At 54.4% G+C, this 14,119-nt stretch carries 14 protein-coding genes and 2 pseudogenes; 9 read left to right on the top strand and 7 right to left on the bottom strand.

Translation table 11 applies throughout. The annotated features are described in order from the left end of the window. Both AC6I6X_RS22655 and AC6I6X_RS22650 read right to left on the bottom strand, forming a co-directional pair. On the bottom strand, nt 1–558 hold a 558-nt coding region (locus AC6I6X_RS22655), incomplete at its 3' end, for a transposase (protein ID WP_497932835.1). A 67-nt stretch (nt 559–625) separates the two neighbouring features. After that, nucleotides 626–835 carry a 4Fe-4S binding protein gene (locus AC6I6X_RS22650; protein ID WP_497932834.1) on the bottom strand — a complete coding sequence of 70 codons (210 nt, stop codon included), beginning with the start codon at nt 833–835 and terminating at the stop codon, nt 626–628. A gap of 494 nt (nt 836–1,329) precedes the next feature. Here AC6I6X_RS22650 and AC6I6X_RS22645 point away from each other — a divergent pair, with 494 nt between their 5' ends. Further along, complete coding sequence (locus tag AC6I6X_RS22645) at nt 1,330–1,644, top strand: hypothetical protein (protein ID WP_497932833.1); 315 nt, start codon at nt 1,330–1,332, stop codon at nt 1,642–1,644. A gap of 393 nt (nt 1,645–2,037) precedes the next feature. Here AC6I6X_RS22645 and AC6I6X_RS22640 read toward each other — a convergent pair whose 3' ends face one another. Next, nucleotides 2,038–2,367: a hypothetical protein gene (locus tag AC6I6X_RS22640; RefSeq protein WP_497932832.1), complete on the bottom strand. Its 330-nt coding sequence runs from the start codon at nt 2,365–2,367 to the stop codon at nt 2,038–2,040. Continuing rightward, nucleotides 2,364–2,741, bottom strand: coding sequence for a succinate dehydrogenase/fumarate reductase transmembrane subunit (locus tag AC6I6X_RS22635; protein WP_497932831.1), 378 nt, complete (start codon nt 2,739–2,741; stop codon nt 2,364–2,366). The genes AC6I6X_RS22640 and AC6I6X_RS22635 overlap by 4 nt, the downstream gene beginning before the upstream one ends. Nucleotides 2,742–2,881: 140 nt before the next feature. Between AC6I6X_RS22635 and AC6I6X_RS22630 the strand changes: the two genes are divergently transcribed. Then, entirely contained in the window at nt 2,882–3,091 is a 210-nt protein-coding gene (locus AC6I6X_RS22630) for a hypothetical protein (protein WP_497932830.1), read from the top strand. 102 nt (nt 3,092–3,193) lie between these two features. Here AC6I6X_RS22630 and AC6I6X_RS22625 read toward each other — a convergent pair whose 3' ends face one another. Beyond that, nucleotides 3,194–4,600, bottom strand: coding sequence for a lyase family protein (locus AC6I6X_RS22625; protein ID WP_497932829.1), 1,407 nt, complete (start codon nt 4,598–4,600; stop codon nt 3,194–3,196). A gap of 267 nt (nt 4,601–4,867) precedes the next feature. Next, the gene (locus AC6I6X_RS22620; protein WP_497932828.1) at nt 4,868–5,116 is read right to left on the bottom strand and encodes a hypothetical protein; all 249 of its coding nucleotides are present in this window, start codon (nt 5,114–5,116) and stop codon (nt 4,868–4,870) included. A 120-nt stretch (nt 5,117–5,236) separates the two neighbouring features. On the opposite strand from AC6I6X_RS22620, the gene AC6I6X_RS22615 reads away from it, so the two are divergent. From AC6I6X_RS22615 to AC6I6X_RS22590, 6 genes and pseudogenes are all read left to right on the top strand, one after another. Continuing rightward, a complete protein-coding gene (locus AC6I6X_RS22615; protein ID WP_497932827.1) occupies nt 5,237–7,024 on the top strand; it encodes an FAD-binding protein in 1,788 nt (595 codons plus the stop codon). A 38-nt stretch (nt 7,025–7,062) separates the two neighbouring features. Continuing rightward, nucleotides 7,063–7,794, top strand: coding sequence for a succinate dehydrogenase/fumarate reductase iron-sulfur subunit (locus tag AC6I6X_RS22610; RefSeq protein WP_497932826.1), 732 nt, complete (start codon nt 7,063–7,065; stop codon nt 7,792–7,794). Beyond that, nucleotides 7,683–8,075, top strand: a complete 393-nt coding sequence (locus AC6I6X_RS22605; protein ID WP_497932825.1) for a helix-turn-helix domain-containing protein — start codon at nt 7,683–7,685, stop codon at nt 8,073–8,075. The genes AC6I6X_RS22610 and AC6I6X_RS22605 overlap by 112 nt, the downstream gene beginning before the upstream one ends. Nucleotides 8,076–8,103: 28 nt before the next feature. After that, nucleotides 8,104–8,424 carry an IclR family transcriptional regulator gene (locus AC6I6X_RS22600; RefSeq protein WP_497932824.1) on the top strand — a complete coding sequence of 107 codons (321 nt, stop codon included), beginning with the start codon at nt 8,104–8,106 and terminating at the stop codon, nt 8,422–8,424. Nucleotides 8,425–8,436: 12 nt separating this feature from the next. Continuing rightward, nucleotides 8,437–8,574: pseudogene (locus tag AC6I6X_RS22595) on the top strand (IclR family transcriptional regulator domain-containing protein); the annotation flags it as partial. 558 nt (nt 8,575–9,132) lie between these two features. After that, nucleotides 9,133–10,296, top strand: a pseudogene (locus AC6I6X_RS22590) (inorganic phosphate transporter). A gap of 771 nt (nt 10,297–11,067) precedes the next feature. On the opposite strand, the gene AC6I6X_RS22585 reads toward AC6I6X_RS22590, so the two are convergent. After that, entirely contained in the window at nt 11,068–12,705 is a 1,638-nt protein-coding gene (locus AC6I6X_RS22585; protein ID WP_497932823.1) for a thiamine pyrophosphate-binding protein, read from the bottom strand. A gap of 218 nt (nt 12,706–12,923) precedes the next feature. On the opposite strand from AC6I6X_RS22585, the gene AC6I6X_RS22580 reads away from it, so the two are divergent. After that, entirely contained in the window at nt 12,924–14,099 is a 1,176-nt protein-coding gene (locus AC6I6X_RS22580; protein WP_497932822.1) for an enolase C-terminal domain-like protein, read from the top strand. Nucleotides 14,100–14,119: the final 20 nt, after the last annotated feature.

Here is a 14,119-nt window from a genome sequence, read left to right as displayed (position 1 = left end):
GTCGGCGGTCAGTATAGTCAGCTTGTCTAGGTTACGTGTGAGGAGCTGCCAAGCGACCTGAAAATCGTGCGGTTGTTTCATCGAACAATGTATATATAGAATCGTACCAGTCGAACAGTTGATTAACGCGGTCGTTTTCACGGCTTTGAACGTGTAATTCGTCCGTTTGGCGTAATGCTGGCTCGCCGCGATATGATCCGTGCCGGTTGCGTCGATTGCCTGGATTTCGCCGGTGTCGTGCAGCTCCGCCGACAACCTGAGAAAGTCGCGCCAGAGCGGCATCTTCAGCTCCTGCATGCGCGCACAAACGGTGGTAAAGCCGGGCAGTTGAGACACGTCTAGATCGAGAATTCGAGCGATCCGCGGCATTTCGTAAAGAATGTCCAAGAGGCGTCGGTACGGCAGATCGAGATACGTTTTGATATCGTGAATCGACATGATCACCCAGTCGGCGTAGCCGCTGAAATCCTTCTGAACGGCCGGTTTCGGGTCGCCGACGACGGCTTTTTGGGCGAGCGAAACAATGCGACTAGTGAAGCGGGCTAGTTTGCTGGACACAAACTGCTCTTCCCGCTTCACTTCCTAGTAAGTTAAACATTTAGCGTGAGCTACTAGGAAGACGACACTAGTTCGTGAGTCGCTGGGTCGTCGATTTTCGAGCATCTAAACAAGGCCCCCACGTTTTGTTCACGCCGATCGGGTCGTCGTGTTCGGCTTTGCATGCGACTGTACATGCGTGACATCCGATACACTTGCGGTTGTCTATGACGAAACCATAGTTGGTAATAGGGATCACCTTCGTTGTGCGGTATTGTGCTATCGAATGTCGAGACATCGTTTAAATCTTTGCACACATAACTGTCATATTTTACTAATTATATTATACGGCATGTTTTTAGTTTCGCTAACCGACCCCAACCATGGCTCGCTTCACTGTCGTGGTGACCGGCCACGACTTCTCCAGTCTCGACGTTGAGTGGTAGGGACTCGGCAACGTAGGGTTCGACGATGAGTAGTTTGCCGACGCAGATGCGGTACTCAATCTTTGCGCCGACCTGAACAGTGCTGCCATCGAAGCGATGCCGGAGTACCGAATTATTTCAAGATACGGAGTCGGCGTCCCGTTCCACCGGTTTTCTACACGGACTGTCGGTGTTGTCGGCTTCGGTGCAATCGGTCGCAGCGTCGGAACAAAGCCGCTGCGCTGGGGGCGGACGTACTGGCGAGCGACCCGTTCCTTGAGGAGGAAGACCTCGCGGACACGGAGGTCGAACTGGTCGATTTCAAGGAGTTTACTCACCAGTCCGACTACGTGACCCCCATTCACCGTTGACCGATGAGCGTCCGCGCGAAGTCAAGGAGAAACTGGCCCGCGCCAGTCACCTCGAGGAAGGCCGCGAGCACCACGAACAGAAAAATAAACGTCGCGGAGACCTGCGTCTGGATTCCCCACAGACCGTTCGTGGTGACGAACAGTCCGTCGATCTAGATGTTCGGCGGCTGCGGGCTGGTAAACGGCATCAGGAGGTACGCCGGGTAGTACCCGCCGATCAGGCTCAGGGTCACCACCGCAGCGAGGAAACGACCGACCAACCGTCCCGTCGCCTCGATGACGAGAATGACCGAGATGACGGTAAAAAGTAATCGCGTTCGCGGGCGGCGTCACGTACGCCGTCTTGTTCAGCAGGAGTGTGTAGTTCAGGATGATGTACGCCATGCCGCTGAACGAGAGGAGAATCAGCACGAAGTCGACGAGGCGGTATTCCATTCGCAATTTCTTATGAATGGGACGACCGCAAACATCAGGGCGGCGAGGAGGTACACGTGTGCCGAACGTTGCGCGATCGACTCGATGATTCCGAACGCGCCCGTGTACAGGCGAAACATGGACGTGATGATTGCTACCAGCGATGCCACCTACTTCCCGATTGTCCGGAGCGAGTGTTCCCTCTCCTGTTCCTGCCCACCAGGCCCGTTTACCGTTGACGTGCCACAGACATGTCCACGGGATTACTACTAATTACTGCCGCCAACCTTTCAAAACATGATCACGCGAGCAACGAACAGTCCGAGTGCCGCGAGGCCGACCGCGGAGACGACGGCCGTTGTGGCAGTGCGCGAGAGGCGGCTTTCGAGGACGGTGGCACGGATACCCAGAACCCCGTGCAGGAGGACGAGGCCGAGCGTCACGTCGAGCAGTCCGCCGTAGATCCCCCACGCGTATGGAGCTGTGTACCCGTACGCCTGAACCGCGACGTGTATCGCGAGTACCGCGAGTAACAGTAGCGCGCTCGCGCGCTGGACGAGCCAGGGGATGTAACCGACGTCGGCCGGCGATCGGGTTCCGTAGCTCGCACCCCCGCTCACAGCATCACCCCCATGGTGACGACGAGCGCGACGCTGAGAACGAGCGTTCCCAAGAACACGCGCTTGGCGGTTGTGATTCCAACGCCGAACAGCTCGGCGGCGACGAGCCGAACGCCATTGAACGAGTGAAAGACCAGGACGGCAAAGAGACCGACGACGACTGCCCCGACGGCGGGTTCCGCCAAGTCGACGAGCGGATTCCAAACTGTCGACTCCCCTGAGACGGTGGGCAGCCCGAGGTGGACGATGACCCACCCCAGCAGGAGCCATCCAGTGATCCGGTGGAGCGCAAACGCCGCGTGCCGCGCCGAGAAGTCCGTCCAGCTCCGGATGCTCGATACCTTTCGCCGATACTCAAGCCGTTTTCCTGCCATTGTCCTCACGCATTGTCACTACTCCGCATGCATCCCGTGTATATTTTTCGGAGCCACTCCGGCGTTCGGTACCCGTCCACCCGTTGTCGCTGTAATAAATCTACAACTAAATTATACGTTTCTGTATTCATTGATAGGACATGGCATTCCTGACAAAACTGCTCCCGAAGCGACTGCTCTTTGTCATCCTATTCGGGCTCCTCCCGGTGATCATCACGATCTACGACACTGGAATTGAGAACATGACTCTGATGGAGTGGATGAGTTTCGCCATCGTCGTCGGCGGCGTAGTGGCGGTGTACGTCGTCTCGTCGATGCAGACGTCGGTACAGATGCAACGGTTCCTCTAGCTGCTGCTGCCCGTCATGGCGTTCGGGCTGCTCGTGTACCGTCGTACGCTCGAAAAGAAAGCCGAGTGTTACGAAAGTCGAGAGTAACTGATAGCGAGCTAGTTACGTCGAGGGACCGATTCGGTGGATCGCAAACTGCGATTCTTTCATCGCTTCGCTCCTGGTGAACTTCCCGTTGGTAACCTCCTGAATCTCGTCCCAGAGCTGATTACCAGCCCATTCGAAGTCCTCGTCGCCGACCAGTGCCTCGCTGACGTCGACGTCTGTCTGTTCGGGCACACGGTCGTAGCTGCCTGGATTGCCAGTAATCTTGATAGTCGGCATGACTGCGTTCGAGAGCGTGTGTCCCTGACCCGTCGAGATGATCATGAAGTGAGCACCGCCGCCCGCGATGCCAGTCACGGACTCTGCACCGTGACCCGGTGTGTCCATGATATACATCCCGCTTTCGTCTGGAATCCCTTCCGCGTAATCGACGATGTCCTGAATAGGACCTTCACCCGACTTGACGAGCGCACCAAGGGCCTTCTCTTCAATCGTCGTGAGACCACCGTCCATGTTGTCGGGCGTGGGCTGAGCGCCTCGGACGTCGTACCCTGTCGCCTGGAGACGCTCGTCCCACTGCTCGACGCGGTCGAGGATTTCCTGTCCAACCTCTTCCGAGACAGCCCGCTCCGCGAGTCCTTTCTCGCCGCCGAAGAACTCGGGCGTCTCTGCGAATACTGCGCGACCACCGTGGTCTTCTATCAGCCGCCACGCGGCTCGCGCCGTCGCGTGGTGCTGGCAGAGCCCGCTGGTAGTGTCCGAGGTGGCACAATTGATGCCGTAGACGAGTTCCCCCATGTCGTGTGGCGTCCGGCGCTGGGCGCTGGCTTCCTGAACCATCTCCCGCGCCGCGTTGACCGCTTCGTCGAGTGCGTTCATCACTCCACCGGAGTCGTGGATGTTCACGCTCTTGCTAGGCCGCCCAGTCTCTGCGATGTCGGCTGCTAGCTCGTCACCGTCTTGTCTGTCGAGCGGGTAGGAGGCGCCGGCCAGTGCCCCACAGCCTAGCGTACACTGATTCACTGTCTCGTAAGCGTCCAGCAGGCGACGCGTGTCCCGCTCGAGCTCGTCGACGATGCCGAGCATGTAATGCCCGACGGTCGATATCTGCGCGTGCTGGTAGTGGGTCCACTGGGGCATGACCGTCTCGACGTGCTTTTCCGCGATGTCGAGCAGCGTGCTGCGCAGCGAATTGACGAGGTCGACAATCTCGAGGAGATTCTCCCTGGTGGTCATCCGCGCGAGCGGTTCCGGTCGAGTTCGACCGATGTTGATGTTACCCGCGACCTCCTCCCCGAGTTCGTCGATGAGAACCTGCTCCATGTGCGAGTAGAAGTACTCGTACTCCGGGTTGTACTCGCCGAGGGCTTCCGGCCCTTCTTCACGGAGGCCCTCAAGAGCCTCGAGAGATGTCCGGCCTGCTCCTCGGGAATGATGTCCGTCTCCGCCAGCATAACCGCCCACGCCCGGTTCGTCTCGACCAGGTGGTCGAAGTAGTGCTCCTTTTTGAACTCGTAGACTGGCTTCTCGATTGTTTCCACGTACACTTCACCGGGGGCAGCTTCGAGCCGTTCCCGTGATATGCTATGATCTGACATCACTACCGCTGTTCAATCGTCGTTATAATAAAAACAGCGGTGATCGGTGTGAGCGACTCGGCGTCGGTGAAAATGGGCGAGCTCCAAGCCATCTTACCGTCTGCCTGACGAAGCGGACGCAGTAGGCGTGTCGTCATCCATCCACGCTCGGGTCGCCGAGCGTGATTTCGAGGTCTCGGACAGACGAGGTTCCGGTTCGTTTCTCCTCAAGTCGATCGACATGTTCGATGCGACTTTGCGTTGACCGCTGTCGTCGATACCGAGCGCACCCGGTGTACGTGATTCTCCACGTCTCGAACGAGCCAGCGACGATATCATCGAACGGTTCCAGTGTGGCTGTACCGTACTTGCTTTGTATCTCTTCAGCCGTCGGAGTGGCCATACCACCCCTTCAGGCATAACCATCTCAGATAATGGGCGGGCTCAACGGGCACGGCCACGAAAGACCCGTCAAATCGCCGTTTGGGTTAAAATAAAATATCAGCAGCCGTATTACGTAGCTATGGCCGACTACTCCGAAGAGAAGACGGACATCCTAATTGTCGGGGCTGGCGGTGCAGGACTCTTCGCGGCCCTGTACGCCGATAATAATACGCCGGACTCTGTCGATATCACCGTTGTCGTCAAGAAGCTCGCAGGCAAGAGTGGTTGTACGCGGATGGTACAGGGCGGATACAACGCCGTCCTCCACCCGGACGACTCCATCGACCTCCACTACTACGACACCATCAAGGGCGGGAAGTTCATCAACGATCAAGAAATCGCCCGGAAGCTCGTCGAAAACGCGCCGAGAATCATCCGCAAACTGGAAAACGAACTCGGCGTCTTTTTCGACCGCGACGAGGATGGCCACGTGCATCAAAAGCCCTTCGCAGGACAATCCTTCGACCGCACGGTTCACAAAGGGGACTTGACGGGTATCGAAATAATGACCAAACTCCGGGACGAGCTGTTGACACGCGACGTGGAGTTCGTCGAGGAGACACGCGCTGTCGACCTCCTTACATCTGACGATGAGGTAAACGGTGCAGTCTGTCTGGACATGCGGGACGGGGACTTCCATGTGTACAGTTCGAAGGCCGTCGTCCTCGCGACTGGTGCAGGCGCAACGATGTACAAGATATCGACGCCCGCCCTCGAGAAATCTGCCGACGGTCAGGCCATGGCCTACCGTCGCGGCGTCCCCTTCCAGGATATGGAGATGATGCAGTTCCACCCGACCGGACTCCTCGCGGGCGATACGAAGCTCACCGGGGGCGTCATCGAGGAGGGAATCAGGGGAGAGGGAGCACACCTGTACAACGGCGAAGACGAGCGGTTCATGGAGAAGTACGCTCCCGAGGAGATGGAGCGGGCAACCCGTGACATCGTCTCCATCGCGAGCTACAAGGAGATAATGGAGGGGCGTGGTTCGCCCAACGGCGGGGTCTGGCTCGACGCGACACACCTCGGCAAGGAGCGGGTCGAAGAACTGTTCCCGGGGATGTGTGAACGGACTCGGAACGTCGGGATGCCGCTGTCGGAGACGCGCGTCGAAGTATCACCGACGGCTCACTATCACATGGGCGGAGCGAAAATAGACCCGGACTGTCACTCGAACCTGGAAGGGTTATTCGTTGCCGGTGAGGACGCCGGCGGCGCACACGGCGCCAACCGCCTCGGCGGTAACGGTGTCGTGGATTCGACGGTTCTCGGGAAAGTCTCCGGGGAGGCCGTCGCAGAGTTCATCGAAGGCCGGACTCCACCCGAGATCGACGACGGCCAGGTCGAGGACGTTATCTCGCGCGTGACCGCGCCGTTGGATCGCGACGACGGTATCGACATTTACGAACTCCGCGCCGAGCTCGAAGAGACGATGTGGGAGTGTGTCGGCGTCGTTCGGAACGAAGAGAAGCTAGAGGAGGGCATTAGTCGTATTGAGGACATTCAGGCACGTCTCGACGAGGTGGCCGTCGGCGGAAGTCGACGCTACAACCTCGAGTGGAACGAGTTCATGGACGTAGAGAATCTGGCAACAGCCGCCGAGATGGTCACGCGCAGTGCACTCTACCGGGAGGAGAGCCGAGGGTCGCACTACCGTGAAGAGTCACCCGACCGTAACGTGAGCGAGGGCTGGCTCAAGAATGTCTGCGTTCAAAGAGACAGCGAAACGATGGATATCTGGCACGAAGACGTCGAATTCACCAGACTCCATCCCGACGATGCGAGTACAGTCCGTCCATCAGACGATTCAGACGCGAATACTGCCGTCGAGACGGACGGTGGCGAAAGCGAGAGAGCGAGTAAATGACCACAGCATTCTTGATGAACCTCTCATAACATGTACCCATGACTCAGCGAACCTTTACAGTCCACAGATACGACCCCGAAGATGACGAGAAACCCAGATTCGAGTCGTACGACGTGTCAGTCAGCGACTCTACCTCGGTTCTAGACGGTCTGTTCCACATACAGGAGACAGAGGGCGAGAACCTCTCGATGCGCTTCTCCTGCAGACAGGGCGTGTGTGGGAGTTGCTGTATGGAAATCAACGGGCAGGCGCGACTTGCGTGTCAGACACCAGTAAGCGACCTCGCGCACAGCGAGATAACCGTCCGACCACTGTACAACCTACCCGTCATTAAGGACTTAGTCGTCGATATGGACTCGTTCTTCGAGAGCTTCGCCGAAATAGACCTCTCGTTCGAGTCTGACCGTGACGAAAGTGATCCACCAGCGGTCATCCAGCCGAATTCCCAGGAGCGGAAAGACATCAACCCACGAACCGACTGCGTCGGCTGTGGTGCCTGCTACTCTGGGTGTAGCGTCGCGGGTGAGAACTACCTGGGTCCAGCAGCAATCAACAAGGCGCTGACACTGCTGAAAGACTCGCGGGAGACGAAAACGGAGGAGCGTCTGGAGCGACTGTCCGAGCGTGACGGCGTCTGGGGATGTCACGTGCAAGGCGAATGTACCAATGCCTGTCCAAAAGATATCCCTATCTCAGAGGGTATTCAACTACTGAAACGAGACGCAGTGAAGCAGGGAATCAAGCAACGCCTGTCCCTCTCCTCGGATTAAACGAGTTTACTTCTCTTTCTCAGGCGAGCGATAGTTACCGTTCGATAATACCGAACAGTCGTTTTTATAACGGTAGTGGAGATATATATATATATATATATATATATCCGTACAATCTTCGAATGATCGCACGATCCAATCCGACGAGACACTTTTCGACATCATCGAATACGCTCGCGGGGGAAGAGAATGTCGGCGTAGCTGAAATTGCAGAGGAACTCAAGCTCTCTAAGAGTACTGTCCACGGTTATCTGACCCCCCTTCGTTGCCGGGGTACGTAGTCAACACCGACGACGGTTATGACTCTGAATGGAATTTCTGAATTACGGCAAACAGGTTCAGACCTCGTACGACGTCTACTCGATGGCACACGAAAAAGTTACCCAGCTAGCAAAAGAGACGAGCGAGCGTTTCTGGTGCGTGGTAGAGGAGAATGGTATGGCCTACTATCTAATCGGTGTTGAAGGCGACCACCCGGTGCATCCACCGCCACGGATTGGAAAAGGCGTACACCCCGGATCTGCCGAAAAGACCATCCTAGTACACCTCTCCGAGTCGAAAGTTAGAGACATCATCGAAAGGTACGGGCTGCCAGCAGAGACGAAGAATACCATCACGACGAAGGGGTAGTTATTTCAGAAACTTGAGACATTTCGCGAACAGGTCTACGCTGTCAATGACTCCAAGTCGCTGGCTGGGTTGTATGCTATCGGTGCCCCGATCATTGACGCAGAAAACACCGTTCGAGGTACACTGAGCATATCCGAACCGGCAAACTGAATGAAGATGGAGAAGAAGAGGAGCTCATCGAGTTGCTTCTCAGTGCGCCAAATGAACTAGAGATCAACCCCAGAAACGTAGATACACCCTAACTCCCTTTGTGTGTGTCGACAAGCTGTTCGTTTCTATCGAACGGAATCAGCAGCTGATGGATTACATCCGTATGGATGTAATTCACTAATTTTTGTCACAGTGCAAAGAATGAAATCAGCAGCTGGTGGATTACACCCGTATGGGTGTAATTCACCGGTTTTTATCATGGCACGAAGATTCTAATACAAACCGTCTAACATTAACTGCTGTCAAGGCAGATACGCAAACACCCCTATGAGTGTAATGGCATAGCCTCTCAACCAAGGCATCGCCCTAAGAAATGTACGAGTATATAAGATTTCTGCCTGCAACTCGTTCTATGTCATCGAACGGCGCTGCGGTATCTCTTCGAACCCAGCAGCGAGATAGGCAGGACACAGATCATGTAGAGGAATCAATACGCACTGAGCGGAGAACATGATAATAGCAGTAGCTTATTTATACTCGCAGCACGGGCTTGGAAATATGGTCGCGGGTGAGACACTCGGTCTCCTGGTAGTCGCAGGGATCGGTAGTCTCTTCATGGCGTGGTCGATTGGGGCAGGGTCATCGGGATCCACGCCGTTTGCCCCAGCTGTCGGAGCGAACGCCATCTCTATCATGCGGGCCGGTTTCTTCGTGGGTATCCTCGGTATGTTAGGTGCGATTCTTCAAGGAACCAACGTCACGGAGGCGGTGGGTGGAGAACTCGTTAGCGGCGTCGCCCTCTCTCCGACCGCCGCTATCATTGCGCTCGTGACGGCAGCGGTTCTCGTCGCGATTGGCGTTTTCGCGGGCTATCCAATCGCCACTGCTTTCACCGTCACAGGTGCCGTGTCGGTGCTGGTCTGGCATTGGGCGGTGACCCTGCCTGGAGCAAGTACCGACAAATAGTGACGCTCTGGGTCGCCGTCCCATTCGTAGGCGGGGGAATCGCCTACACAACGACGCGACTGCTACGCTCAGACAGGGTCGGTGAGCACATCGCAGTCCCAGTACTCGCTGGCATCGTCGCCTTCCTGTTTGCGAACATCAGGTTCGTCTTCTTGGGTCCACCCGGGCAGGACCTTTCACTCGCCGAGGTCACAGCCAATCAGTTCGGAGGGGGGTCGGTGTCCGCGTTTTCGTATCGTATGTCCTGGCTGCTTCGACCTCACTCGTTCTGGCATATGATATGGCGCGCGATAGCACCAAAGGACAGCAACATTTCTTGCTGGCTCTCGGCGGGTTGGTCGTGTTTTCAGCGGGCGGCAGTCAGGTTGGACTCGCGCTGGGACCACTCTTACCTCTCTCCAATGCCGTCGGTATTCCGCTCGTTCCCTTACTTTTCGGCGGTGGTCTGGGACTACTGGTAGGATCCTGGACGGGTGCACCGCGAATGATAAAGGTCTTTCACGGGACTATTCCTCACTCGGCCCACAGAGCTCGGTTGCCGCACTCATACCATCATTTGCAATCGCACAGACGGCAGTTTTCTTCGGCATCCCGGCCTCGTTCAACGAAATTATTGTTTCGTCCATCATTGGGAGCGGCTACGCGGCCACCGGCGAGGTCTCCGGAACGAAGACAGGGTACACCTTGCTCGGATGGGTAGGGTCACTCATCACAGCGCTGGTCATTAGCTACGGTCTGTCGACCGTCGTTGGTTGAGAGTTCTATCTCGAACTCTTGAACGACTGTGTGCGTCGTTCACAATCCCCATCTACTGAAATCCGAACATCAAATATCAGGGGGAACCATGATTCTGTGCCAGGTAAGGTAACTACCGCATGGGGAGGATACGTTTGGCAACATGTGGGATGACGACTTGTCGGTTCAGGGCCTTGTCCTTGCTGACGAGATGAGTTCGTTGTACGGCAATGGTAACAAACTTCTAGACACGTACGTGGGATAGCCTAACATTCAACACGTCCTATGTATGCTGCGAGCTATGATTAAGCACCCATCCATCATCACGGTGCGCACAGGAAGCAGCGTTACGCTATCCCGGACGCACTCAGCAATCTGGACTCGGTCAGAGTCAGGTCTGACCACAGAGCACAGTGCTAGCTTTCCTATGAACCACCGATTCCACTGACCGATCCCTCGATAGACAGAGTCAACAGCCACGACGATTCTCCAGGAATATCTCTGGCGCGTTGTCCGCTACGCCGAAAAGCTAAATGTAACACCACGGCATTCAGACAATGGATACGCGCTGTCAATCAGGCAACAATCTACCGTTTGGATGCCTGTATCGAGTTTCCGACGCCAACTGTGAAATTACAAGGCAGTATCCAAAAGGGCAGTACGGTGGACGCACGTTCCAGAGGTGTGTCAACTGCCGGCTGCTCGAAGCATGCAACACAATACCCCCAACTCTGCCACAGATTGTCGAAGCCTAGCCAAAACAACACCGGGCTTTCGTACGTTGATGGGGGCTTAGTCGAGTGGTTTGGCCTGGGGCTCCCTTGGATCCGTGGGGATTTCAATAAGAGTCGGCTGATCAGAGTCGATTGCATTCTGAACCGTTTTGCGGATTTCGTCCGGAGTTTGGGACCGATAAGCCTCCACTCCTAATTCCTCAGCTATCGGCTTGAAGGAGATTGGTTCATTATCCCACTCATAGGCGCCCTCTGGAAAACCAAAGTTTTCCGCTGCTTCAGCACTGATTGTTGCATAATCGTTATTATTGAGGACTATTACAGTGACTGGAATATCCTCGACTGCAAGCGTATGAAGTTCGTGAAGGCACATCATAAGGCCACCGTCACCCATCAAGCCAATTACGTCCCGATCGGGATGAGCTATTTGAGCGCCCATGGCTGCTGGTAGGCCAGTCCCCATTGTAGCCCAAGATCCAGTATCAATGAAACCGTCTGGACGGTTTATTTCTAGTACATGTAACGACCAAATTCTGAACCCACCAGCGTCAACGGAAACGATGGCGTCATCCGGTAACACATTATCAACAGCGGCTTCGGCACTTGCTGACGTGAGTGGTGGGGAGGTAACATTGAGTACATCAGCCATGAGTTCTGCGTCCTTGTTTCGGACTCGTTGTGCTCTCTTAGTTCCATCGTCTGTCGTGATCTCTTGGGCTTTCAATTTAGTCTCAAGAGCGTTTAGCGAGTCTTTCGCATCGGCGGCTATTCCCACAGTTGGTTTGTAGGAGGTTCCGATGTCATTGGCATCCAAAGTGATATGGATAAGCTGCTCAGGGATTTGGACACTCCACTGCTGGGTAGTTACAGCGTCGAAATCGGTTCCGACCCCAAGTGCTACATCCGCGTTCTTGATAAGTTCTCTTAGATACTCACTCGAACCGACGGACAAGATACCTGCAAACAGATCGTGGCGCTCAGGGAATACTCCTCTTCCTTTGTAGGTCGGTACGACTGGTGCATCCAGCCTTTCCGCAATACGTCGGAGTTCCTTGCTGGCATCTGCTGCTCTTATGCCACCACCAGCAATTATGATAGGCGATGTCGCTTCTGACAGGAGTGCGCTAGCCTGCTCAATGGAATCTTCCGATGCGCCAGTAATTGTTTTAGTAGTATATTCTCCTGTTTCAACGTTTGAGACGTCCATCGAGAGGAAATTCTTCGGAATGCCGATCCGAACAGGACCCTTTGGTGGTGATTTCGCTATCGCGATTGCTCTATTTAGTTCAGCTGAGACACTGTGCGGATTGGATACTGTGATGTTCTCTTTAACGACGTTGTCATAGGTATCAGGTGGTGTTTCATGAATGCCATCGCCACCTCGCACGTCGGGACTCGTCTCAACGGCCATGTGGATAAGCGGTGTACAATCATTGAGTGCATTTTTTAATCCATTCATGGAATTCATGTCACCAGGACCAGGGATGACAACTGTTGCCGCAATATCTCCCGTTGTTTCCGCATATCCCCAAGCGCTATGGGGTGCTGCAGTTTCATGACGAGTCATTATGAAACGTATATCTTCTCGGGAACCGATACCCTTGTTTAATGGGAGCGTCTGAGTACCTGGAATCCCAAAAACCGTATCTATATCGTGCTCAGTCAGAGTTTCTACTACTGCTTCACTTACTTCCATGTGAACAATAAGCATAACATGCCCACTATATAAATAACTACTGGTAACGGCGAATAACACTGATTAAATACAGGAAAATATTCTAGTGTAGTTGTGACTTCTTTGTTGTGAGTCCTTTGGAAGATCGCGATTCTCCCCCCCCAAAGAGCCCACTTTTGACACTCACCATACCTGCCTCAACCATAATCCTATTATTCTCGGTTTCCTATAAAATACCTGTGGCACCATCAATAACTCAAATCGAACGAATAACATTTGATTATCCCTTGGAGGACGTGAACACGGGCCCCGATGGATTCAAATTAGTGTATGAGCCCGGAAATACGCTTTATCGTAAAACACATGCTCTACGGATTGAAACTGACGTCGGTATTACTGGAGAATACGTCGGCGGCAACGAGCCGGCGATGACTCAATTAGACTCAATTGCAACTTATCTCCTCGGGAAAAACCCACTCAGGCGAGAACAACACTGGAATCATTTAAAACGGGGTCTCCGAATGTTCGACAGAATGGGCATCGGACCTGTTGATATCGCGCTCTGGGACTTTGCTGGCAAGGATGCAGGACTTCCAATTCACGAGCTACTTGGGAGTTACCGGGAGGAATTACCAGCTTATGTCTCTACGTATTTTGGTTCTGAGGAGGGTGGATTCATTTCACCCGAATCGTATGCAGATTTCGCTGAGGCGTGCTACGAGATGGGGTACCCGGCATTTAAAACCCATACTTGGGCCGGCTCTGGTGGCGATAATATTGAACGAGAGATAGAAACTATCCATAAGGCTGGTGAACGCGTCGGTGAAAAGATGCAACTCATGCATGACCCGGTATGCGAATATAGGACGTTTTCGGATGCGCTCAGAGTGGGTCGTGCTTGTGATAAAGAGGAATTCTTCTGGTATGAAGATCCAATGAGCGATGGCGGGAATTCACATCATGCACACAAAATGCTCCGACAGCGGCTTGATACCCCACTGTTACAGGCAGAACTAACTCGAGGGCTCGAATCACACACAGACTATCTCAAAAATGAAGCGACTGATCTCATCCGGAGCGACCCTACGTGGGATAGCGGTATAACTGGAGCAATTAAAATTGCACGCATGGCCGAAGGATTTGGAGTGGATGTCGAATATCATCTTTCTGGACCCGCAGTTCGACATTGTATGGCTGCAACTCGAAATAGTAATTATTACGAATTAGGACTAATACATCCTGATTCCTCTACACCACATGTTCAACCGCCGATATACGAAGATGGTTACACTGATGATATAGAAGCCATCTCTAAGGACGGAACGTTTCCTGTTCCTTCCGATCCTGGACTGGGCGTAACCTATGACTGGGAATATATAAACGACCATGCAATCGACCGAAAAGTGTATAATTGAGTCGCCGCTCCCCGCTATCA

The sequence above is a fragment of the Halosolutus sp. YCN4 genome (assembly GCF_059736495.1).
The sequence above is the reverse complement of the archived record's forward strand: the minus strand, read 5'-3'. Positions and strand labels throughout refer to the sequence as shown.